Here is a 23,821-nt window from a genome sequence, read left to right on the forward strand (position 1 = left end):
TGTCAGGCGCATGCTTATTGCTAATGGCGTGCAAAAATACAGATTTATTTTATAAAAAACTCAGATTTTCGTTAACTTCTTAATCTGTTCTTTACTCTTGTCCAGTATCATCTTATTCTTATGGGCAATGTCCTCCACGATGGCCTCATTAATCTGTTTCAAGCCGTTGATGTAATCCTGTGCCCGTTGCAAGACGTTCGAAGAATCTTTTTCGGCATAGCGGGGTATGATAACCTGCAATCCCTCTTTGATTACTTTCACGTCGATGTTTTCACCCATCATCATCGGATCGCCGTCAAAGTGCACTACTCCCGGCTTGGTGCGGTGGATGCGCAGAGTCTGGCAACGGAAAGTCTTGATACGGCTATTCTGGTCTATCGTCTTGTTGAACAGCTGGAAAGATAATGCAGGCACATCCAGCACCGTGAAAGGCTCCAGGATGGTCACATCCAGCAATCCGTCCGTCAGAGTGGCTTGCGGGGCTATGTATGCATTGTTACCATATTGTGAGGCATTGCCACAAGCTATCAGGAACGCTTTATACTTTAATGTACCGTCTTCCGTTTCCAGCTCATAAGTTTCGGGTTGGTATTTCAGACTTTCCAGCAAGGTCTTTTCTAAATAGGTAAGAGGTCCTCTCCTGCCCGCCTTAGCGAATTTCAGGCTGACAAAGGCGTCAAAACCTACTCCGCATGTGCAGAAGAAAGGCACATCATTGATTTTTCCGTAATCAATGACGTCCATAATCCCCTCATTAATGATTTCGATTGCTTTTTTCGGCTCCATCGAGATTTGCAGATGGCGCGCCAGTCCGTTTCCCGAACCGCAGGGAATGATTCCTAATGCCGTTTTTGTATGCACCAGCGAACGGGCAATTTCGTTAATCGTGCCATCTCCGCCAATAGCTACTACCGCATGCACGCCTTCCTTGGCTTTTTGTGCGGCAATTTCAACGGCATGTCCGGCATATTCTGTGTACACCACTTCTTTGGCATACTTCGTCTGATCCAGCTTTTCATCGAGCAGATGGAGGATTTGCTCTTTACTCTGCGTACCGGATTTCGGATTTATAATGAATGATATTTTCTTTTTTTCTTCGTCCATGCAAGGGGTATTTCACTATGCAATTATTTAAATGGCAAAAGTAATATAAATACTTGAATTTTTAGTCATAGAGAGACTTTTAATCCACAGGCAAATATATTTTTTAGTAGAAAAAGAACATATAAACACATATTTTGCTATCTTTGCCCCCTGTTTTCAAAAGGCTTATAATTTAGGAGTTAAATATTTCATACTATTATATAATAAACATTTCATGGGATTACTACAAGACAAATTGGCGAAATACGACTTGCCGCAGCAATATATGGCAATGGGCGTATACCCCTATTTCCGCACAATTGACAGCCATCAGGATACTGAGGTGTTGATGGATGGTAAAAAAGTCCTGATGTTCGGCTCGAATGCTTATACGGGACTGACTTACGATAAAAGGATCATAGAAGCTGCGAAAGCTGCTACAGATAAGTATGGTACTGGTTGTGCCGGTTCCCGTTTATTAAATGGAACTCTTGATATACACGTAGAGTTGGAAAAGGAACTGGCCGAGTTCGTAGGAAAAGACGATGCTCTTTGTTTCTCCACCGGATTTACTGTGAATGAAGGTGTCATCCCTCAGTTGACAGGGCGTAACGATTACATCATTTGTGATGACCGCGTGCATGCCTCTATTGTAGACGGCCGCCGTCTCTCCTTCTCCACTCAGTTGAAGTATAAGCATAACGACATGGCCGAGCTGGAAAAGGAACTCCAGAAGTGTGAGCCGGACGCTATCAAGCTGATTGTAGTGGATAGTGTGTTCTCTATGGAAGGTGACCTTGCCAATCTTCCCGAAATTGTACGCCTGAAGAAGAAATACAATGCCAGCATCATGGTGGATGAAGCACATGGTCTGGGTGTGTTCGGAAAACAAGGCCGCGGTGTTTGCGATCATTTCGGCGTTACGGAAGATATTGACTTGATTATGGGCACGTTCAGTAAATCACTGGCTTCTATCGGCGGTTTCGTGGCCGGAGATGCTTCGGTTATCAACTGGCTGCGTCACAATGCACGTTCCTATATATTCCAGGCAAGTAATACGCCTGCCGCTACAGCTGCGGCCCGTGAAGCTCTGCACATCATTATGAATGAGCCGGAACGCCAGCAACGTTTGTGGGACATCACCAACTATGCTTTGAAGAAATTCCGCGATGCAGGTTTCGAAATCGGTGAAACGGAATCTCCTATCATTCCGCTGTATGTGCGTGATGCTGAAAAGACGTTTGTGGTAACTAAGATGGCATTTGACGAAGGTATCTTCATCAATCCGGTAATTCCGCCTGCATGCGCTCCTCAAGATACGCTGGTGCGCGTGGCGCTGATGGCTACCCACACCAAAGATCAAGTGGACTATGCTGTTGAGAAGTTGACAAAATGCTTCCGTGAATTGGGAGTGATCGAATAAAGATTTTCCGGAAATCAGATAAATGAAAGAGAGTGTCTTCAAAAGGCAGTCTCTTTTTTTTTTAGGTATTGCTAAAATTGTGTAAGTTTGTGGCATTAACTAAATACTAAAATAACAGATGTCTAATACTCCTTCAGCAGCTTTTGCAGACACCAAAGCGCATTATGATCTCCTTGACGGACTTCGTGGTGTGGCGGCTCTTATGGTGATATGGTATCACGTATTCGAAGGCTATGCCTTTGCCGGTGGTACTATGATTACGACTTTCAATCATGGATATTTGGCCGTAGATTTTTTCTTTATCCTTTCAGGTTTCGTTATCGGTTACGCTTACGATGACCGTTGGGGCAAGAGTCTTACAATGAAAGAGTTCTTTAAACGCCGTCTGATACGTCTGCATCCTATGGTGATTATGGGTGCTGTGCTGGGAGCTATCACGTTCTGCATACAGGGTTCTGTGCAATGGGATGGCACGCATATCGGCCTGTCAATGGTAATGCTGTCTCTTCTTTGCACGATTTTCTTTATTCCTGCGATGCCGGGTGTGGGCTATGAAGTTCGTGGCAATGGCGAGATGTTTCCGTTGAACGGGCCTTGTTGGTCGTTGTTCTTTGAGTATATAGGCAATATTCTCTATGCTTTGTTTATTCGCCGCTTGTCAAATAAGGTATTGACTGTGCTTGTGGTATTGCTGGGAGTGGCATTGGCGCTATTTGCGGTTCTCGATGTTTCCGGTTATGGAAACATGGGTGTGGGCTGGACGTTGGACGGTGTAAACTTTGCGGGCGGATTATTGAGAATGCTTTTCCCTTTTTCTGTGGGTATGCTCATGTCGCGTAACTTTAAGCCCGTTAAGATAAGAGGAGCATTCTGGATATGCACTATTGTGCTGATAACTTTATTCTCAGTGCCATATCTGGAAGGTGCGGAGCCGATTTGCACCAATGGCCTTTACGAAGCATTCTGTATTATCATAGCTTTCCCCGCCCTTGTCTGGATAGGTGCGTCAGGGACTACAACCGATGAAAAGTCGACAAAGATATGCAAGTTCCTGGGAGATATATCTTATCCGATTTATGTGATTCATTATCCGTTCATGTACTTGTTCTATGCGTGGCTGATTAAGAATCAACTCTTTACTTTGGGCGATACCTGGCAGGTGGCTCTATGTGTTTATGCATGGAATATATTGCTGGCTTATCTGTGTTTGAAGTGGTATGATGAACCCTTACGGAAATATTTGGCTAAACGTTTCTTGAAGAAGAAACAATAGTGGGATATTCAATCCCACTATCAGGTTATGCAGCTTCGTGTATCAGACTTTTTTGATTAGTTTCTTAGGATTCTGACGGCAATCCCATACCATGTGTATTACAATATCTTCTCCTTCTACTGTGTAGATAAGTTTATTATGTTCGTTGATTACTAACGAGCGGAAATTTTCACTACGATGTTGCAAAAGATTCTCCAACTGTCCTATTTGCGGGAATGAAAGTAATCTCTCTGCTTCATTTATGAAAGAATTGTATAACTTTACAGCATACTGTGCATTCTGCAAGTGCCAAAAAGCATAGATTTTATCCATGTCTTCTTGAGCCTGTTCAGTCCAGACTATTCGCATTGCGGATGACGTTTGCGTAGCTCCTCACTCGTACAATATTTGCCTTGATGATAACTTTTCATGGAAGCTGTAAGACGTTCTTCCAACTCTTCTGTAGTATATTGGCAGGGAGGTACTGATTGATGGGAAGCCGCTTTGGTTTTGAGTTTTCTCACGTATTCCAATGTCTTACGCGTCAGTTCATCGCTTTCGATAATACTGGCGATTTCCTGTAATAATGAGCTTCTTAATTCCATTGTTGTCATTATATAAATCTCCTTTCTTAATGCTTGTTCATTGCAAAGGTAGTCATTCTTTTCCATAATCTTTGGTTTTCAGTATGATTATGAGTTAAATGATATAATCTTTAAGAGTGGATATATATATTATGAAGCTGTGTACCGTTTCTTTATTTGGCTTCTTCTTTGTTACAATATTGTTTATTTTGTTGTCATCTTGCTTTGAATTTGAAAGTTTTTTAGTATGTTTGCCGCATTATTAATGAAAAACACGTCTTTTCAATGAAAAAGCAAGATTTTCTGTTTATCCTTCTGGTAGTGGTGGTTTTCCTGCCGTTCTTTGTGAGTAGTGCCGTTTACGACTGGTACAAATCGTTCAATGCTGAACATGGCATGGTGATGAGCTTTCTGAAGTTTGCCATTCTGTCTTCATTGGGCGAAGTGCTGGGACTTCGTATCAGTGCGGGAGTATACAACAGGAAAGGCTTCGGCATTATTCCGCGTATGGTGGTATGGGGAATACTCGGTATGGGTATCAATGCGGCCATGATCATCTTCTCCAAGGGCGTGCCCCAATTTATGGAATATATGGGAATGGCGAATGCAGCCGCGACCTTTACGAGCGACGCGATATCTCTTGATAAAGTATTGGTAGCACTGGCTATATCCGTGACCATGAACACTATCTTTGCTCCGGTATTCATGACTTTCCATAAGATTACGGATACGCATATCCTGATGTGCGGCGGTTCTCTCAAGAGCCTTATCACCCCTATCCCGATGACGAAGATTATCACGGGGCTGAACTGGAACGTTCAGTGGAACTTTGTTTTCAAAAAGACCATCCCGTTCTTCTGGTATCCGGCACATACGATTACTTTCATGTTGCCGCCGGATATGCGCGTACTGTTTGCCGCATTGCTGGGCATTGTGCTGGGAGTATTGCTGGCAGTAGCAGCACGGAAATAGTTTTTTTGCTACCTTTGCTTCCTGCAAGAACAAGAATAGATATATGAAACTATATAATAAGCAGGAAGCAATAGGGCGCATGAACGTTCTGGCAAGTCGTGCAAAGCCGTTTGTCTTTCTGATTGACTACTTACAGGAGCAGGTTTATGTGGAAGAAGCGAAGAATGTTTCTCCGGCAGAACTGGTGTATAATCTGAATGGATTTACGAATGAAGACGGTTGGCATCATCAGCAGCAGAAAGGCTTGCCGGAACAAATAGAATGGAATCCCGATCCTGTTTCTTTTGAGGAATATAATTGTGCATTTGAGTATGTAAGGAAGAATATTCTTGCAGGAAACAGTTTTCTCACTAACCTGACATTCCGGACGCCGGTATGTACCAATCTTACTTTAGAGAGCATATATTGCCATTCCCGCGCCTTATATCAGGTGTGGGTGAAAGGGCGGTTTGTTGTGTTCTCGCCGGAGATTTTTGTGCGGATAAACAATGGAGTTATCAGTTCTTATCCCATGAAAGGAACGATTGATGCTACCCTGCCCGATGCCCGGCGTATATTGCTGGAAGATGAAAAAGAAGCTGCGGAACATGCCACGATTGTAGATTTGATAAGGAATGACCTGAGTATCGTGGCTTCCCATGTCCGGGTCAGCCGCTACCGCTATATGGATGTCATACAAACCAACCGTGGCCCTATCTTGCAAACCAGTTCGGAGATATGCGGTGAGTTGCCGGAGGATTATAAACAGCGTTTAGGAGATATTCTTTTCAGTATGTTGCCTGCCGGTTCCATCACCGGAGCGCCTAAAAAGAAAACGATGCAGATTATTTGTGAGGCTGAAGGATACGAACGCGGATTTTATACAGGCATAACCGGTTACTTTGATGGAACTAACCTGGATAGTGCCGTGATGATCCGTTTCGTAGAGCAACAACCTGAGGGGCTGTATTTCAAAAGTGGCGGTGGCATTACTTTCAAGAGTGACGCCCGCAGCGAATATGAGGAAATGAAACAGAAAGTATATGTGCCGATTTATTGAAACCATACAGGTGCGTGATGGTGAGTTGCGGAATCTTACCCATCACAACCGGAGAATGAATGAGACCCGGAAGGCTGTTTTCGGAGTATCGGAGCAGTTGGATATCCGGAGGTATGCAGAAGGCTGTCCTGTGCATGGAATCCATAAATGCCGTGTTGTTTATGATAGAGAGATATGTGAGGTGGCATTTTCACCTTATATAATGAGGCCGGTACATTCGCTCCGGCTGGCATATTCCGATACGGTTGATTACCACTATAAAAGTACAGACCGGAAAGAGTTGGAAGCATTGTATTCCCTTCGTGGCAATCAGGATGATGTGTTGATTGTCAGAGATCATCTTTTGACGGATACTTCCATTGCTAATGTGGCATTGGAAAAAGAGGGAGTCTGGTATACTCCTGCGACTCCCCTCCTGAAAGGAACAAAGCGTGCGTGGCTATTGGAACAAGGTCTGTTGGCGGAATGTAACATTCCGGCGGATGATATTTACTCTTATTCCCGCATCGCTTTATTTAATGCGATGATTGATTTCGGATTTTTATTTCTGGATATCAATCGAGATACGGTTATTCACATTTGATACTCTCTACGGGATTGTTTCTTGCTGCCCGGTAACTATTCAGATATACAGTAAGCAGGGTGATGCAGATAGTGAATAACAGAGGAAGCAGGAAGTGGATGATTTCCAGATGTGCATGATAGGCAAACTGTTGCAGCCAATAGTTCATTGAATAGCAGATAACGGGAACAGCCAGTACGAAAGCAATGCCAATGTAGCATAAGAACGGACGGTTGACAAGCCACAATATCTGCCGGAAGGACGCACCGTGAATTTTACGGATTCCTATCTCGCGAGTGCGCTGACGGATGGCATAATGGGTGATACCGAACAAACCGAACAGCGTGAGAAACAAGCTGATTGAAGCATACATCAGAAGAATACGGGAAAAGTCGGTAACCTCCTGATTATTGGACATTAGTATCTGGTGAGGGTCTTCATAGTTGAACGAAGTGCCGGGGTACTTTTTCTCCCAAAGTTCACGGATATGGTTGATTACTTCTGCGCGATACTTTTCATCAAACTTTATAGTCAATGTAGTGTAATTCTGCTGCGGTGTTTCGTGAAGAAGCATTCTCAACGGGAATATGTTGTTTGTGAGGGAGTACTTCTTGAAGTCTTTTACAATTCCGATGATAGTGCCATTTATACTCTCATCGGAAGCGTATTTGGAGATAGACTGTCCCATCGGGTCTTCACCTGCGGGAACAAGATAACGGATGAATGCCTCATTTACGACTACCGGTATGGGAGTACGTGGTAATAAATTGAATGTCTGTTTGGCATCCAGCAATTCAAAGTCGTATATGGATAAGAAATCCGGGCAGTTCTCGTAGAGTTCCAGCATCAGAAGATCATTCTCTTTACCCTCTTGGCGCGGTATAGCCACACTCATAGGATAAAGCCCCGATTGGGACGGGATGACACTTTTCACTCCGGCTATAGGCTTGATTTCTTCTATCCATGTCTGCAAAGGAGAATGCGCAGAGTCACCAATGCCAAATTCAATGATTCCTTTATAGCGGCTTCCCTCCTGCTCTATCAAGTCCATCTGGCTGCGGATAACCATAAAGGCACTTAGCAAACCAATGGAGATAATGAATTGCAGAGTAACCAATGCCGCGACAATACGCCGTTTCTTGCGACCGGTGAAGAAACTACGGTAGCTGCTTTCGGACAGAGTGTGTATTTTCCGGCTCATATATTGGGCTGGTACTACGGAGAGAATAATCACAAACAGCAGGATAATCGGAAGCACCTGACCGGAGAAAAGATAAGGCAATGACAGGTTTGCAGTTACTATCGTGTTGAAACTTGTCAGTAAGTCGCTCATTAACAGAACGGACAGAAGGAATGCTGTAACCACCATCAGAAAGGTGTCAACAAAGAGCTGCCAACGGATGTGACGGTGAGTTGCACCTAAGAGGCACTCAATATGTAAAGTACGTATTTGCTTTAGCAAACGGGAGAAGCTCAGATTGATGTAGTTGAAACAGCCGATGAATAGAATCAATAAAGCGGATAACAGCCCGACGCTCAAGAGGGCTGATTGCCGGTGTTCGATGCAGTGGTCACTATCTTGCAGGGTGGTATTAAAATAAGATTCCTGTAATGTCAGGGTACGGTAATATCCTTTGCCCAATAAGGTCGGGAGTTCGGTGGTTTCAAAACGTTGGCGAAAGGCATTGATATCTGTTCCCGGTTTGAGAAGTATCGAACACGTAACTCCTTCCTGAGCTTTGAGACTTGTGAGCATATCTGCTTTTAGCATGCTTTGAGGGGGCAGGCTGAAGACCGCGACAATCCGGTAGGCCTTTTTCTCAGACTGTGGCATTTCCAATAGCTTACCGATGCAGTCGATTGTTCCAAAACAACGTTTAGCTACTTCCTGGCTGATGGCAATAGTTCTGGGATGTGTCAGTGCTTCTTTTACTATTCCTGCAAGAGGTTCTATCGGAAAGAACTTCTCAAGCGTAGAATCTGCCGATATCAGGTTCAGTTCAGAGAAATCTTCATTGTCCACCCGGATTTTGGTATGTGTAATGCTTAGTGTACGTAGTGCGGCTTCTATTTCCGGAAATTGTGAGATGATTTCCGGAACAGATTCGTGATATACGAATGTTCCTTGCATTTCTTCTTGCGCGAATGGCAGTGTTTGTGTAAGTCTGAGGATGCGGTCACGATTGGGGTTGTTGTATTCGATGTTGTATTCGTACAATACGAATGCCGTTAGCAAATTGGTGCAGGTGATGCCGATGACCAGACTGACAAGAGAAATAGTGACGAATAATTTGTTTCGCCACCAGCTACGCAGGACTATTTTTAGTGTATGCATACTTTTTATGTAGTTATGAATAGAACAGGTGATTATTTGCGCAGCTTAAGGCTGAAAGCCTTTCATCTTACAGCCCAGGGCAACGCCCTGGGAATTGAGTTATGCTTATCCCTGCGCCCTGTAAGGGCATAACAGCACACATCAGCTTTTGCCCTTACAGGGCGTAAGATTGCGGGGGACGATTCATTCCCGGGGCGTTGCCCCGGGCTGTAAGATGAAAGCCTTTCAGGCTTAGGCTGCACTAAATTATCATTTGATTCCTTTCTGTAACGGTTTTTAATCAACTCAGGCCAACAGGCAGAGTCTCAATTATCTACAGACTGACTTCCGTCACCACCTGTCCGTCAAACAGATTGATGATACGTCCGGCAAATCCGGCATCGTGTTGTGAGTGGGTTACCATGATGATGGTGGTTCCCTCTTTATTCAGTTCGCTCAGCAGTTCCATCACCTCTTTACCGTTCTTGGAGTCCAAATTACCGGTAGGCTCATCGGCGAGTATCAGCTTTGGATTAGCTACTACCGCACGGGCGATAGCTACACGTTGTTGCTGACCGCCTGAAAGTTGTTGTGGGAAGTGCTTGCTGCGGTGTGTAATTGCCATGCGTTCCATAGCTGTCTCTACGCGGCGTTTACGTTCGGCGGCAGGTATGCCCATATAAAGCAACGGCAGTTCAATGTTTTCATATACATTCAGTTCGTCAATCAGGTTAAAGCTTTGGAATACGAAACCGATTACGCCTTTACGCAGACTGGTACGTTGCGCCTCTGTGTATTTGGAAACTTCCTTGCCGTTCAGGTAATATTCTCCGCCCGAAGGATTATCAAGCAAGCCGAGAATATTCAGCAATGTAGATTTACCGCAACCGGAAGGTCCCATGATTGCGACGAACTCGCCTTCTTTCACTTCGATGTTCACATTGTTCAAAGCCCATGTCTGCACTTCTTCAGTCTTGAAGATTTTTTGCAGGTCAACTGTTTTGATCATAATAGTAAAAATTTAATTTGATAATATATTTATTCGTTTTTAATTACTTCCGCCGGATTGCTCCTTGCTATCCGCAAGATACGGAAAAGTATTGTAATGGCTGTAATAAAAGTAACAATCAGGAATATACAGAACCAGAACAGGAATCCGCAATCAAAGAACACTGTATACATCTGTTTCCATAGCATCAACGCGGCATATACAAGCGGGAATGCAATGACGGCACTGCACAACAACAGAATGATGTAAAGGCGTGCAAACAACAGGATGATTTGCGGAACATTCGCTCCGTTCACTTTGCGGATGGCAACCTCCTTTTGCCTGCGTTCCGTATCGAGTGTGATGCTGGAATATACACCCAATAAAGTAATGATGATACTGACTATGGCAAAGAAGAGAATAATATCTTTCAGATTGTACTCAATGGCCTGTACCTCGTGGATATTATCAAGGAACGTTTTTGTTTGATAAGTTATGTTTTCAGGCAACATTTCGCGGCAGACTTTCTCTATCCATCGAGCTACTTCTTTCTGCTGTCCGGAATGGCTTTTGATATAGCAATGGCCTATATAGCCGGAAGAGTCATAAGGAACAAAGGCATACCCATTACTCCGGTTATATACATCAGCCTGGAAAGGAGCGGATATTCCGCATATTGTGTAATCCGTATTCCGGCTGTACAGATTCATGCCGATTACATCCTTTTTCTGTATTTCCTGCCAGGCTCTGTCTACTATAATTTCTTTTTCTGTCTGTGGGGTACTCCCCTGCTCTATGGAAATATTCATGAAAGAGAAGAAATTGGATGGAACAGCCATGATGTTTATGTCAATCCAGGAGTTCTCATTTCCTTTCTCGGTCGTTAATCCATTCCCGGATATTCCATACATGTAGCCTATATCTGACAACAGAACTTCTTTCACTCCGGCATGTTGCTTGAAACGTTCTATCATAGTCAGCTTTTCTTCGTTTTTCATGAATGAATAATCCAACGGGACACTTAATATTTCCGCTTTCTCTTTCCGGCTTAATGTGTGGAATAAAGTATTGGCTGTTTTTTCTGATTGCAGGTATAGGGCAACAGTCAGTGATACGAATACCCAGCAAATAAAAAATTGGATGCCCAGCATGAGGTTACGTCCCCATTGTTTCCCTCTGCGCTTGTTGCTTCCGTAGATACCTGTTTGCACTGAAATCTTACGGATGCGGGTGGAAACAGACAGGCAGATGATGGCGCAAAGTATGATAAGGAATACGATGTATTGCAAAGCATGCATCAAAAGAACTTCAGGAGTAAAGGACATGGCAAATCCCGGTAAAGAGAAATTCATGCGGTTTCCAAGTAATTCGATTCCCCAAAATACCAATACGGATGATATGGAGATAACGATCAGAGATTGTGTAAACAGCAGGCTGAATAATTGTTTCCAGTTGCAGCCTGCCATCTTCATGATGCTGTATTCTTTGGTTCGGTTAAAGAATGAACCTATGAGAAAATGAAAGAAGTTTATCAACCCTACCAACAAAATCAATGTACCTATGATTCCGGTCACCAATGCCAGATAGGAAGCCCCTTGTTTCTTCAGTTGAGTACCCATGCGATCGGCTGTGATGGTGTAGGACTCGTTATATAGAGTATAAGTATAGTTTCTTTGGGAGAATTGTTTTTCTAAAGCGGCACAAGTGGCTTGTGGTGATAACAAGGCATAGGTGGTTGCTCCTGTCATGTTGTGGCGTTTAGGGCTTTGCAAAAGTCCCTCACTGTCATTTATAGCCAGTACGTCTATGCTTTGCATGAAATCAATGCTATTGTTCAGCGGTATATCTTCCATTACAGCTTGAATGATATATACGATGCCTCCTGTTTTCGGGGTACTCTCGGGAGACGTATTGAGCCTTCTCATCAAAGTCATGTGTTTGCCGATTGCATTTTCTGCATCACCGAATATCTTAATGGCAATGGATTCGCTCAGAATAACAGAATTAAGAGATTGACTTGCCATTTTCCAATGTCCTGCCACTATTTTGGGGGTGAATACTCTATTGTAGCAGGTGTCCGCTTCAATCGTTTCAAGTTCATAAGGCAACGTCTTTTCAGGAGATATCTCTACATAGAAAGAACGTTCACGCGGATATGTGACAGATGAGATGGCTTCCACTTCTCCCATCGACCAGGTGCGAAGTTCTTCGGATAAGGGGACGGGTGTGCCGGAAAAATATCTGTCGGCCTTACTGTCATAAAGGCTCAATTCGGCTATGCGGTTGTAATTGGCGAAGCAATGATTGGTGCTGTCTACGAAGCGGCTGCAATACATACAGATACAGAAGCATAACAGTCCCACCGATAATCCGATGATGGATATAATGTTCTGTGTCTTGTATTTACACAAGTTTCTGATTGCAATTTTGAAATAATGTAATATCATAAGTTTATGTTAATTATGTGTATTATTCGCTTTTGATTACTTCTATATATTCTCACATTTCATTCGCTTTTGACGGCTTTTACTGAATCTTTTCATATTAAGATTTCAAATCCTGTGCCAAACTTATAACTAATTGTTTATTAGATAAATATTGAATATGATAATAGAAAATCAGTGTGCTATACTGCACAAAAATAGTGCATATTCGCACACGGTATACATTTAACCGCTCAATTATTTAAGTTTCGTAAGTGCTCGGCTTTTTAGTTGAGTAAGGACTAAAAGCGTGGCATGGAATAGATGTAATTTTATTTCTTGGAGAGGTGGAGAAGACTTATTTCACTTTTCCTAATATTCGGTAATTTGCAATTGAGAACTTTTTCTGATTGTTATCGCCAGTATATCAATGTGTTATGCTTGTAAAAATAGAAAATTAGGGTCATGAATAGGTTCAGGGTCAACTATACCCCCAATTTTACTCAAATAAAATACTTTCCCTTGAGGATATGTAAATATAAAGATACATTTTATGCCAAAGCATCAAAGAATAAGATGAATTCATCTGAATAGCTCCATGTTTGAGTTTGATGTATATTATAATTACCTATATTACAGGCACTCGGATTGAATGAAAATACTGTCATTCCTAAACCTTCCGAGGAAATGTTTTTCAATAATACATAAAATTGTAATTTGTTGAAATACAATGGAGTAAGTGTTTTTTCTTTCTAAATACACCTATAAATGACGTTATAGGTGACCCTGAACCTATTTTGAACCCTCTACAAGGTTTTTCGAAAGCTTCTGTAGAACTGTAATATGTTGCTTTTATTCATGCAATGTATAGGTGAGAGCTGATAGCAAGCAATGTTACCACATAAAACAAGCAATGTCACAATGCAGCACATTGCTTGTTATACACTGCAACATTGCTTGTCGTTCATACATTTCGAGCTGCTCCCCCGGCTCATTCACTCTTTATCACTTCTGCCGGATTCTGCCGTGCTGCCTGCCACATGCGCCACCCGATGCTGAAAGCAATTACTATTGCAATGCCTGTGAATATAAGGATGAATGGCAATACTCCTATATTGACCTGGCGATTGTAAGTCTCAATCCACTGTTTCATGATAATGTAGCCGACGGGGAAAGCTATCAGCGATGATATAATAAGAAGCAATGCATATTCTTTGAAAAAAATGCATAGAATATTACCGATGGTAGCTCCATTCACTTTGCGGATAGCTATCTCCTTGCGTCGTAGCTCGCAAGTCAATGTAACCAAAGAATAGATGCCGAATACGGATATCAGAATACAAACTAATGAAGAGAAACTCAAAAGACCGGATAAGGCATCTTCTGATTTCAGGTATTGGTTGTATCGTTCTTCTTCACTATCCAAAAATAATTTGCGGTCGGGAAGTTCCGACTGCTGCATCTCTTCAATACGGCGGTGACATTCTTCCCAGGTCCCCGGCTTATATTTGAAAAGTACGAAACAACGCGGCCACATATATTTCGATTTATTTGTATTGACAAATACTGCGTGCGGCAAATCTTTTGTGGGAGATCTGTAAGCACAGTCTTTTATGACTCCTATTACGGTCATAGGTGTCATTTCTTTATTACAATAAGAGATGTGTTTTCCGATTGCTTCTTCAGGTGTCCAGCCCATAGTCCGGGCTGTTGTCTCCATAATATTGACTTCGCGGACATCTGATTTATCTGAAACCCACTCTCCCGCCAGCAGTTGCATATTGTAGAATTTGAAAAACTCTTCACCTGCCAGAACCTCATCTATGCCGAGTGGCTTTTCAATTGTTCCATCCAGGCCATCCCATGAGTCGACTTCAAAAGCAGAATAGGCACCCATACTGATGAGAGGCCAGTAAACAGGTTTCACCACTTCGGTAACCATGGGTAATGCCTTCACTTTTTCTGCCCACACATTCATGTCCACATTCATCCAGATACCCAAGGATGCCCGGTTCTGATAATCCATTCCCGTATCTACATTACGTAAATGATAGAGTTGCATTTGCATAATGGCGGTACAGAGGATAAATGCTATGCAAACCACCAGCTGTATTACAATGCTTCCTTTGCGACATATATGTCCAATGGCGCCTGCGTGTGGACTATGTATTGTGTTGTGCAGCGAATGGCGGCGGAATATAAAGACAGAAAGTATAGCAACAAGGAATGCCAATATTGCCATACCTGCTATGTATATCATGCAATTGCCATAAACAGATATATCTGTATCAACAATCATGGAATAGCGTAAGAACCAAGGCTTGAGTAGTTCTATGAAAAACATTCCCAATATGGAAGCCAGCAAAATGGTAAATAAGAAATCGGTGCTGAGCAGTGCCAACAAAGATCCTTCGGAAGCCCCGTTTACTTTACGCAAAGCCATTTCACGTTTGCGGGAGCGGAAACAGTCCATATAAATCGTCAGATAGTTTACTAATGCACATAGAATAATGAGTATTCCTGTTATCGAGAAATAAACAATATAACGGAATTGTACAATGAGTTCATCTCCACGAACAAATTCATCTGCGTAGCGTAATTCTGTGATAGGTTCCAGATAGAAACGGGTAATTCCGGTCACTTCAGTGTACTTGTTCCTTTTCAATTCTTCAGGGAAATTCCGGTTCATCTTTTCTAAAAGTGCGTGCGCGTCAGTTCCATCCTTTACCTTTATCAACAGTCTATAGTGGCTGTTATCCCATGAAGTGTCACCATTGCTCATCCATCCCATAACGGAGTATTTAAAATTAGAGTGTCTTCCCCAATCACTAATAACGGCCCCTATGCGATATTCCCTCATATTGTTGGAGGCAATCACATTTTGTCCGATGACCTTGGTGGTGCCAAAAAGCTCACGAGCCATCGTTTCTGTTATAGCTATCTCTTTTGTTTCTCCTGTATTTGATAAATAGAAATCCTGGCTACCTTCTAAAATCTTTATATCCATCATGCGTATAAAGGTAGAATCCGGCGCAATATACGGGCATTCTATCTGTTGTTTGTTTTTTAGGGTGAAGAAACTTTGTTGTTCGAATATGCAGAAGTCTTCTATTTCCGAATAAGTATTCTTTAGATAACCACCCAAAGCGTAGGGCACAAAGTTGGAATAATGTGCTCCGAAATGACTATCATCCGTGCGTACCAGATAGATACACTCCGCATCCTTGTGAAAGCTATCGTAAGTCATCTCATATTGTATCCAGAATGTGGACAAGGCGAAGCAGGCCAGACCGATTGCCAGACCGACAATGCTGATTATACTTTGTATCTTATGTTTTAGTATATTCCGAAATGCTATTTTCAGATAATGTTGTATCATGGTATTCTATATTTTTTATTCTGTTTTCATAATCTTTGCCGGATTAATGCGTACGGCCTTATTCACCTGCCATAACAAAGTGCCCAATGAAATGCCTACAACAATTAGTATGGCAATCACATATATGAATATACTGACAGGTGCTTTAACAACGAAATCCTTTGTATAAATGTATATGAGATAATAAGATAATGGTACGGTAAGCAGTGTTGCCCCTCCTGTCACCCATATATATTTGCGGAATAAGATTGAATATAAATTCCGTAGTTGCGCTCCGTTTACTTTTCGAATAGCTATCTCTCGGTAACGTTGGCGGATATCGAACAAGGAAAGTCCGAACAGTCCCAGCGCCGAAACAAAGATGGAGATGGCGGAGAAAAGCGTGAAGACAGTTGACACACGGCGGTCTTCGCGATACAGGGCCTGTACATCTTCTTCCAGCCAGTGATAGTCCAGTTCTTCTGTATTATAGATTTCTTGCCGGGCGTTTTTCAGATAGGCGATGATTTCTTTCTCTTTTCCCGGTTTACAGGCTATTTGATATTGTGCGCCCATGCTATTAGGAGAAACCATATATACCACCGGCTTTTTACCGGCAGTAAGATGCCCTGTATAATAGTCTTTGATGACTGCCTCTACTGGCATTAATGATAAGCCTCCTTCTATTATCTTTCCATCTGTACCCATCGAAATCCAAAGAGCCTGTTCTCCTCTGACGAATGCGTCTTCACGACGTGTATAGCCGAAAATTTTCATGGCGGCTTCATTCATGACTACCAGATATTGGCTGTTTCTATCCACCTTTTGGGGCAAGGTGCCTTCTATCGATTGTAAATTATATAAATCAAAGAAGTCCACCGGAACCCACATCATCATTACATTTTGCTTCATGTCTTTGTCATTTATAAGAGCATACGTACTTCCTGCTCCATAGATTCCACTGCGTGTCGGGTTTCCGCAAAACCATCGTTCAATGAACGGACATTCTTGCAGTTTTTGCTGGATGCTCTGAGCATTTTGCCTGTGCTTGTTTTTCTGTTCATTACTTTCTGAATACCAGTTTTTGGAAACTGCTACTAAGTTGGTATATAATATACCCGTAGTCCGAAATCCCGGTGGAGTATTCTGCAGAAAGCGGAGGTGATTGCTGAAATACAATGATAGTATAATGAGCAAGAGAGTGATGCTATATTGGATAAATAAGAAAACCGTACGGGTTGCAACCGATTGGCGTGAGCCCCCGATGGAGCGTATAGATACAATAGGCGGTAGATAATTGTATTTGATAAAGGGATAGATTGTAGTGATTAATGGCAAGAGAACTAAAACGCCTAATGACAACTGCCAGTCAAAAGCGGTATAGGGAATATCACTCTCTAATAACTGGTTGGCATATCCGGCAAATACCTCGATGAAGAACCAGGCCAGTAGCAATGCGATGGATATCATCAAAACATTCTCAGTCCATAATTGTGTGAACAGAGTGCGTCCCTGCACACCGAAGACTTTCTTCACCCCATATTCTTTGGAACGCCTTAGCATAAAGACCAGATAGATATTAACGAAGTTCAATATACCTGCCATCAATAACAGCAAACATACTCCGGTGAGTATCAGTATGTGTGAACGGCTGCTGTAATGCCATATTTCAGGGTCATCGCCCGAAGCCGCCAATTCCTTGTTCCAATAAAGTTGGCTGACAGGGATGAAATCATATCGTATTCTAAATCCTTGTGAAGTCTGACGGTAGACATTACTGGAAGCATTAATGGCATCCACATCAACTCCAGGCATGAAACGTAGAAGTTCAATATACATTCTGCTCCATTCCCTTTTTGTCTTGAGATTCAGGTTCATCACAACATCAAATGTCAGCGAGGATTTGCATGCCGGTTCATCTAATATGCCGCAAATAGTGAGGTGCTTGCCTCCGGAGTACTCCATCGTCTGTCCTATTGGGTCTTTGTCTCCAAATACACGTTTAGCGAATTCCCGTGTGACAAGAGCTTCTTCCGGGGCTTCCATCCGTTTACCTTTCAGCGGATAATTAAAGAAATGGAAGAAAGCTGTATCAGCTACTAATACTTGGACAGCATAAGGCTTTTCATCAATCGTCACATTATCATTGCAGGATGTAATGAAGTAACTTCTTTCTTTGATGGCCTCAGGCTGAAAATAGATAGTATCTGCTCCGTTATCCGCACCCACACTGCCGGGGAATACATTGCCGTCAATATCCCGGAGCGGAATATAGACATTGTCAGCATCCGTGCAATGGGTGTTGACCTGAATTTCCCGATGAATGTAGCGGACTAATATGATAGTACATGCCAGACTCAGTGCTAGCCCGATAATATTAATAGCTGTATATGATTTAGAGCGTATTAGGAAACGCCAAGCGTATTTGAGTGTTTTCATATTTTTCAAGTATACTGTGTTATTATTCGCTTTTAATTACTGTTGCCGGATTTTGCCGTGCTGCTTGCCATATCCGCCAGCCTATGCTGATGGAAATGATAACAATCATTGCTGCCAGAATAGCGACATAAATCCACCAGGTAATAGCAGCCTGGATTACATACCCCTCCAACCAATGTTTCATGACAACATAACCTGCTGCAAAAGCTATAATTGCGGCCAATGCCAGTATGGTCATATATTCCCGAAGGAAGATACCGATGATGTCTGATATCGTAGCCCCGTTTACTTTGCGAACGGCAATCTCTTTACGCCGCTGTTCGCACGAAAGATTGACCAGGGAAAATACTCCGAAGACTGCAATAATAACGCAAACTAGAGATGATATAGTGAGCAGTTTCATCAGAATACGTTCGGAAGCAGTGGCGTCATCAATGATACGCCCGAAACTTCGTGACCACATATAAAAATCAGGATAACTTTTCTTAATGTACTCGTTAATGGCTTTCCGAGCGTCCTCATACTTTCCATGATAGGTATACACGTATTCTTTTCTGGGGGGAAACATTGATATAGTATATACAGCCGGCATTGCTTCTACTGTTGGCGAAAGACGAATGTCTTTCAGAACGCCGACAACTACATAAGATTTTGAAAACTTTTTCCCGATTGGATCTTTCCATCCGAATTTCTTAGCGAGAGCTTCGTTGATTAGAACATCATTACGATCAGACGACTCATCCGGAAAACTACCGGCCACTAATTTCAATCCAAACAAATCGAATGTTTCCTTTGAAACCTGAAAGTCATTGATTGCAATTTCTTTATCACCCGGTTGTTTGTCATCCCATTCTGATGTAGTAAACATCGAATTGGAAGAACTGGGTAAAGGTAGGTTTGAAACTTCCCGGAAGTCAATGCCTGGAATCTCTTCCATCAGTCTTATCCAGTTTTCCTTTTCATCGTCTGGAATACCTTGAAGGTAGGCGACATATTCCAGATCCGGGTGGGCAACTCCCATGTCAGAAGAGGTACGGAGATGGTGCAGTTGCTTCATCATTACCGCTGTGCAAAAGATAAAACCAATGCTGATGACCAACTGAAGCCAAAGTCCTGTCCGGCGGTAAAAAGCGGAAAAACGGTGGGTGAAAATGGAAGATATGGCAGACTGCAATGTAAAATGGCGCTGAACCAACAGTGTTCCCCAAGCAAAGAGTAAAACGATACCCATTGCAATTGACATATAGATAAGTGTCTCTTTATAGAAAAAGAAATTACTTTCCTCAGAAATATAAGACCACTGCTTGAATGTGGGCAGACATATCTCCACCAACAACAATCCGACCAGGATTGCTGCGAACAGAAGTAGTATAATTTCGGACATCAACAGGATAATCAGACTCTTTTCTGTTGCCCCGTTTACTTTACGGAGTGCCCATTCGCGTTGTCGCATACGAATACGTATCAGATATATAATCAGATAGTTGGACAGTGCTCCTAATACGATCAGCAAACTGATTAGGCAAAAAAGACGAACATACTCTATACGGACAAATGTATTGTATTGGGGATATGTATAATGCAATTCGGTCAATGGAGTAATCTGAACAGGATATTTCTTTATATTTCCGTCCATATCGACTTCCATGTTTTCCAGTTTTTTCCGCAAAGCATCAATGTCAGCGCCTGGAACTACGCGAAACAAGGTTGTTCCGGCAGCATAACCCCATTCCTGATATTGTGGAGTTGGACGTCTTGATATAACATCGAAGTCATAATTTGAATGTCCTTTCCACTCTTGCACCACGGCAGTAATAATCAGCTTTTTATTAAATGGATATTCTTTGCCTATGGGGGACTCATCGCCAAAAAGTAAGCGGGCAGCTTTATCGCTGATGGCTACTTCGTCAGCTGTATTGTGCAGAAACTGCAAGCTGCCTTCCAGTACCGTTATCGGAAAGATTGAAATAAAAGCGCTATCCACTGATATCATCTTCCAATGTCTGCTCTGTTCGTCGTTAAATTCCGTCGTGAAATTGTTGTAGGTAGCCGCTTCTATTTCGGGAAAGGTCTTGACCAGATGAGGAGCCAACAGTGGAGAAGTGATAATGGAATTACCACCGGTATAAAATACGGATGAAACAGAGGCCACATAAACCCTGTCGGCTCCATCATGGAAAGCATCGTAGCTCTGCTCATAATTTACCCACATACTGGATAAAGCAAAGCTGGCAAATCCTACTGCCAGACCAATGATACTAATCAAAGTCTGTGCTTTATACCTCAGCAGGTTTCTGTTTGCTATTTTTAGATAATGTTGTATCATGTATTTGTTCTTATTTCAGTATCAACTCTTCCGCTTCGCCAAAGTTATCATATCCCGTCGTAATAACCCAATCTCCCGGCTGTAAACCGTCCGTAATCTCATATTGTTGGGGATTCTGGCGTCCGATATTAAGAGGAACGCGTGTTGCTTTGTTCTTGGAGGCATTCAGTTTATAAATCCATTGTCCGCCGGTGGCCTGGTAGAAGTTGCCGCGTGGAATGACGATGGCCTGTTCCGGTTGTCCCAGTTCTATCTGTACACGGAAACTCTTTCCGACACGTACATTGTCGGGCATCTCTCCGGTAAATACCAGATCTACATCAAAAGTGCGGTCTTTCACTTCGGGAACGACCTTGGTGATGCGGAGCGGATATTTGCGTCCCTGATAAATGATTGTGGCAGGAAGCCCCGTCGTAATGCGGTCTATGTAATATTCGCTGAGAGATGTGTGGATTTTATATTGATCTAATACCTTGATTTCTGCAATACTTTCGTTGGAAGAAACCTGTTGTCCCGGAGTCACTTTTACAAAACTAAGTTGTCCGGCGACGGGGGCTTTCACAATTAAGTTTTCCAGCCGTTCGCAGGCACGTTCATACTTCTTGCGTTCACGTTCGCGGTCATTGCGGATCAAGTCTTTACGGATTACGGTTACGGCGGAGTCATGACGCAGACTTTCGCGCTGTAACTGTGCGTTTTTTACTTTATAGTTGTATTCGTCTTCGGAAACTTCCAGCTGGGCTTTGCTTTTGATACCCATTTTATATTCTTCTTTATCGAGATCGAAACTCTTCTTGAGGCGGTCCAGTTCGTAGTTGGTCTGCAAGGTTTGTTGTTGCAGGTTCAGACTTTTCTGTTCCATCTCGATTTCTTTCTCCTGATAGGTTATCAGTTGTTTTTCCCAATCATCACGCTGGTCTTCGATGCTACGCAGAAGGTCGGGGTTTTCAAGCATAAGGATGGTATCTCCTTTTTGAAGCAGACTTCCCTCCTCGCCTATGATGCGTTCCACGCTTCCTGCCTCGCGGGCATTGATCTTAATGGTGAGAATGGGCTGGATAAGTCCCTCCACGTCTACATATTCCATGAACTTATCGTTTTTCACTTCTGCAATCTGTACATTTTCCTGATCGATGCGAAGCTTGCTCGGACCGGCGGAAAGGATGATGACGTAGATAAGGAAAGCGAGAAAAACAACGCCTCCTGCCAGATAATAACGGTAGCGGATGTACCAGGGCTTCTTTTCAAGTTTAATATCCATAATGCTATTTATTTTTTCGATTTATATAGTGGTATGGTTTATGATTCTATTTTCTTATCATCTCATCCATCACCGCTTCTATCCTTTCCGTTTCCGTCAGCGGTGCGTCCAGCTCAAAATCGTAGAGTGTGATGCTGCGGAGGGTGTAATACAAACTCCAATAATTATATAATGCCGTTATATAATTCCGTCTTGCAGCGTCTTTTTCGCTGATGGATGCATTAAGGTCGAGTACGGTAGATTTGCCTAAAATATAAAGCCTCCGGGCTACGTCGGCACGCCGTTGTGCGGTTTCATCGGTGCGGGCGGCAATGTGTACGCGTTGCGATTGCAGATTGAACTGCTGTACCAGCTTGCGGACATTCAATTCAAAGTCCGTTTTGTCCTGTTCTACTTGAGTATAGGTCAGGTCACGGTTGGAACGGGCTACGCGAACCTGCCCTTTTCCCCGTCCCCAATCCAATATAGGCAGATTGATGCCGAGGGTGACGTATTGTTGGTCTAAAGGGTTGTGATAGGCATCTTTCAGTTTGTTTCCCGTTTGCGTCAGTCCGAAACGGAGATAGAGGTCGGCTTTCAATCCGGCATTGGCGCGGGCGTTGGCGACGTTGCTCTCACTTTCCAGCTTACGACGCTGCATATTCAGTATATCCGGACTGTTTTCTCTTGCTGTCATCAAGGCAGCATTCAGGTCAATGTGAAGACTGGGTACGTGGTCGTTGACCTCTACCTTTATCAACACGTCTTCCTGAATGCCGAGATACGAACGGAGTTCCTGCATACAATCTTCTACCTCGATATGTGCGTTCATGCGGTTGGTCTCTTCAGTCAGTTTATTCAGTTCCAATTGCAGCATTTCGTTTTCGGTGATGGTGCCGATGTTATAGCGCCCTTGCGCGTATATATATAAGGTGTCAGCATTGGCATAGTTGGTAGAAGCAATTTCGTAGTTGCTTTGTGCCGTAGCAAGGGCGAAGAATTTTTGTGTGGCACGGGCAGCAACAAGTTCCAGGGTTTCTACGTAGGTTTTCTTAGCCTCTCGATAGCGCAACGGTTCGATGCGGCGATTCCATTTCAGACTATTGTAGCCGAAAAGTGCCTGGCTGTAACCTATATTTATGGGGGATGTCTGCCATGAAACGGTGTTATCGCTAAACAGGTCAAGCCGTTGGGCGGATGTTTCTACAAACAGTGTACCTCCTGTCCAGGGGATGTTTTGTGTGAGACTCAGAGTGAGGTCGGTACTTAAAAGGTTCTGCTCTACAAATTTTACGCTACCATCGCTCATCGTGATTTTGTTGATGGCACGGTTCAAAGCTGGGTCGGAGGTCAGCTTTAATGCAGGCAAGTAGTTGGCCCGATAGTATTTGTAACTCCAATAGGCGGAACGGAAACTGTGCCTGGCTGTTTGTGCATCAGGCGATTGCTGGCGGGCACGTTCTATCGTTTGGTTCAAAGTTAGCTCCAAAGTGTGCTCCTGGGCGGTAGCTGTTACCAGAGTTCCGCAAGTTATTATTGATAAAAGTATATTTTTGTACATAGTATGTTCCTTTTGATAAAAGAGTTTCAAATCCTATGCCAAAGTTGTAAGGTATTGTTTATTAGTGATATATCTGGATTGTGAAATGCTGTTTCGTGTGCTATACCGCACAAAAATAGTGCGTATACGCACGCACAACACATCAATATATTACTTATCTTTGCCGTGGGTATAAGCAAGTTTTGTTTTACTTATAGGCAAACATACCTTTACTTATAACCAAAGCGATGTTTTCTTATAGAGAAACGATTACTAAG

The 23,821-nt window shown here is 42.9% G+C and carries 16 protein-coding genes; 5 read left to right on the forward strand and 11 right to left on the reverse strand.

Going from position 1 to position 23,821, the window contains the following annotated elements; genetic code table 11:
* Positions 1 to 60: 60 nt before the first annotated feature.
* A complete protein-coding gene (locus BUC01_RS11130) occupies positions 61 to 1,104 on the reverse strand; it encodes a diacylglycerol/lipid kinase family protein (protein ID WP_025833889.1) in 1,044 nt (347 codons plus the stop codon).
* Positions 1,105 to 1,318: 214 nt separating this feature from the next.
* On the opposite strand from BUC01_RS11130, the gene spt reads away from it, so the two are divergent.
* The gene (spt, locus tag BUC01_RS11135; protein ID WP_025833891.1) at positions 1,319 to 2,506 is read left to right on the forward strand and encodes a serine palmitoyltransferase; all 1,188 of its coding nucleotides are present in this window, start codon (positions 1,319 to 1,321) and stop codon (positions 2,504 to 2,506) included.
* A gap of 118 nt (positions 2,507 to 2,624) precedes the next feature.
* Positions 2,625 to 3,779 carry an acyltransferase family protein gene (locus BUC01_RS11140; RefSeq protein WP_025833893.1) on the forward strand — a complete coding sequence of 385 codons (1,155 nt, stop codon included), beginning with the start codon at positions 2,625 to 2,627 and terminating at the stop codon, positions 3,777 to 3,779.
* 42 nt (positions 3,780 to 3,821) lie between these two features.
* Here the strand turns inward: BUC01_RS11140 and BUC01_RS11145 are convergent, their stop codons facing one another.
* Positions 3,822 to 4,127 (reverse strand): type II toxin-antitoxin system RelE/ParE family toxin, encoded by a 306-nt coding sequence (locus tag BUC01_RS11145; protein WP_025833895.1) that lies wholly within the window; start codon positions 4,125 to 4,127, stop codon positions 3,822 to 3,824.
* Positions 4,118 to 4,363 (reverse strand): hypothetical protein, encoded by a 246-nt coding sequence (locus tag BUC01_RS11150; RefSeq protein WP_139261859.1) that lies wholly within the window; start codon positions 4,361 to 4,363, stop codon positions 4,118 to 4,120. Before BUC01_RS11150 ends, BUC01_RS11145 begins: the two co-directional genes overlap by 10 nt.
* Before the next feature lie 264 nt (positions 4,364 to 4,627).
* Between BUC01_RS11150 and BUC01_RS11155 the strand changes: the two genes are divergently transcribed.
* From BUC01_RS11155 to BUC01_RS11165, 3 genes are read left to right on the forward strand one after another with little or no spacing between them, the layout of a single operon-like run.
* Positions 4,628 to 5,314, forward strand: a complete 687-nt coding sequence (locus BUC01_RS11155; RefSeq protein WP_025833899.1) for a hypothetical protein — start codon at positions 4,628 to 4,630, stop codon at positions 5,312 to 5,314.
* A 43-nt stretch (positions 5,315 to 5,357) separates the two neighbouring features.
* Complete coding sequence (locus tag BUC01_RS11160; protein WP_073313753.1) at positions 5,358 to 6,353, forward strand: aminodeoxychorismate synthase component I; 996 nt, start codon at positions 5,358 to 5,360, stop codon at positions 6,351 to 6,353.
* Positions 6,337 to 6,936: an aminotransferase class IV family protein gene (locus BUC01_RS11165; RefSeq protein WP_025833901.1), complete on the forward strand. Its 600-nt coding sequence runs from the start codon at positions 6,337 to 6,339 to the stop codon at positions 6,934 to 6,936. Before BUC01_RS11160 ends, BUC01_RS11165 begins: the two co-directional genes overlap by 17 nt.
* On the opposite strand, the gene BUC01_RS11170 is transcribed toward BUC01_RS11165, so the two are convergent.
* The 8 genes from BUC01_RS11170 to BUC01_RS11210 form a co-directional block, all read right to left on the reverse strand.
* Positions 6,923 to 9,250: an ABC transporter permease gene (locus BUC01_RS11170; protein WP_073313755.1), complete on the reverse strand. Its 2,328-nt coding sequence runs from the start codon at positions 9,248 to 9,250 to the stop codon at positions 6,923 to 6,925. The genes BUC01_RS11165 and BUC01_RS11170 overlap by 14 nt on opposite strands.
* 313 nt (positions 9,251 to 9,563) lie before the next feature.
* Positions 9,564 to 10,238, reverse strand: coding sequence for an ABC transporter ATP-binding protein (locus tag BUC01_RS11175; RefSeq protein ID WP_025833903.1), 675 nt, complete (start codon positions 10,236 to 10,238; stop codon positions 9,564 to 9,566).
* A 29-nt stretch (positions 10,239 to 10,267) separates the two neighbouring features.
* Positions 10,268 to 12,664 carry an ABC transporter permease gene (locus BUC01_RS11180; RefSeq protein ID WP_025833904.1) on the reverse strand — a complete coding sequence of 799 codons (2,397 nt, stop codon included), beginning with the start codon at positions 12,662 to 12,664 and terminating at the stop codon, positions 10,268 to 10,270.
* 967 nt (positions 12,665 to 13,631) lie between these two features.
* The gene (locus tag BUC01_RS11190) at positions 13,632 to 16,019 is read right to left on the reverse strand and encodes an ABC transporter permease (protein ID WP_025833906.1); all 2,388 of its coding nucleotides are present in this window, start codon (positions 16,017 to 16,019) and stop codon (positions 13,632 to 13,634) included.
* 15 nt (positions 16,020 to 16,034) lie between these two features.
* On the reverse strand, positions 16,035 to 18,437 hold the full coding sequence (locus BUC01_RS11195; RefSeq protein WP_025833907.1) for an ABC transporter permease: 2,403 nt from the start codon (positions 18,435 to 18,437) through the stop codon (positions 16,035 to 16,037).
* Between the two features lie 22 nt (positions 18,438 to 18,459).
* Positions 18,460 to 20,763 carry an ABC transporter permease gene (locus BUC01_RS11200; RefSeq protein ID WP_025833908.1) on the reverse strand — a complete coding sequence of 768 codons (2,304 nt, stop codon included), beginning with the start codon at positions 20,761 to 20,763 and terminating at the stop codon, positions 18,460 to 18,462.
* 10 nt (positions 20,764 to 20,773) lie between these two features.
* Positions 20,774 to 22,024 carry an efflux RND transporter periplasmic adaptor subunit gene (locus tag BUC01_RS11205; protein WP_025833910.1) on the reverse strand — a complete coding sequence of 417 codons (1,251 nt, stop codon included), beginning with the start codon at positions 22,022 to 22,024 and terminating at the stop codon, positions 20,774 to 20,776.
* A 46-nt stretch (positions 22,025 to 22,070) separates the two neighbouring features.
* Entirely contained in the window at positions 22,071 to 23,564 is a 1,494-nt protein-coding gene (locus tag BUC01_RS11210) for a TolC family protein (protein WP_025833912.1), read from the reverse strand.
* Positions 23,565 to 23,821 lie beyond the last annotated feature (257 nt).

It is taken from the genome of Bacteroides stercorirosoris, assembly GCF_900142015.1.
GTDB classification, from domain to species: Bacteria; Bacteroidota; Bacteroidia; order Bacteroidales; family Bacteroidaceae; genus Bacteroides; species Bacteroides stercorirosoris.

Bases quoted from the DNA above. Each gene is read 5' to 3' on its own strand.
- BUC01_RS11130 (WP_025833889.1), bottom strand. From the start codon at position 1,104: ATGGACGAAGAAAAAAAGAAAATATCATTCATTATAAATCCGAAATCC.
- BUC01_RS11160 (WP_073313753.1), top strand. From the start codon at position 5,358: ATGAAACTATATAATAAGCAGGAAGCAATAGGGCGCATGAACGTTCTG.
- BUC01_RS11165 (WP_025833901.1), top strand. From the start codon at position 6,337: ATGTGCCGATTTATTGAAACCATACAGGTGCGTGATGGTGAGTTGCGG.
- BUC01_RS11155 (WP_025833899.1), top strand. From the start codon at position 4,628: ATGAAAAAGCAAGATTTTCTGTTTATCCTTCTGGTAGTGGTGGTTTTC.
- BUC01_RS11170 (WP_073313755.1), bottom strand. From the start codon at position 9,250: ATGCATACACTAAAAATAGTCCTGCGTAGCTGGTGGCGAAACAAATTA.
- BUC01_RS11150 (WP_139261859.1), bottom strand. From the start codon at position 4,363: ATGGAATTAAGAAGCTCATTATTACAGGAAATCGCCAGTATTATCGAA.
- BUC01_RS11210 (WP_025833912.1), bottom strand. From the start codon at position 23,564: ATGTACAAAAATATACTTTTATCAATAATAACTTGCGGAACTCTGGTA.
- BUC01_RS11145 (WP_025833895.1), bottom strand. From the start codon at position 4,127: ATGCGAATAGTCTGGACTGAACAGGCTCAAGAAGACATGGATAAAATC.
- BUC01_RS11180 (WP_025833904.1), bottom strand. From the start codon at position 12,664: ATGATATTACATTATTTCAAAATTGCAATCAGAAACTTGTGTAAATAC.
- BUC01_RS11205 (WP_025833910.1), bottom strand. From the start codon at position 22,024: ATGGATATTAAACTTGAAAAGAAGCCCTGGTACATCCGCTACCGTTAT.
- BUC01_RS11200 (WP_025833908.1), bottom strand. From the start codon at position 20,763: ATGATACAACATTATCTAAAAATAGCAAACAGAAACCTGCTGAGGTAT.
- BUC01_RS11140 (WP_025833893.1), top strand. From the start codon at position 2,625: ATGTCTAATACTCCTTCAGCAGCTTTTGCAGACACCAAAGCGCATTAT.
- BUC01_RS11190 (WP_025833906.1), bottom strand. From the start codon at position 16,019: ATGATACAACATTATCTGAAAATAGCATTTCGGAATATACTAAAACAT.
- BUC01_RS11175 (WP_025833903.1), bottom strand. From the start codon at position 10,238: ATGATCAAAACAGTTGACCTGCAAAAAATCTTCAAGACTGAAGAAGTG.
- BUC01_RS11195 (WP_025833907.1), bottom strand. From the start codon at position 18,437: ATGAAAACACTCAAATACGCTTGGCGTTTCCTAATACGCTCTAAATCA.
- spt (WP_025833891.1), top strand. From the start codon at position 1,319: ATGGGATTACTACAAGACAAATTGGCGAAATACGACTTGCCGCAGCAA.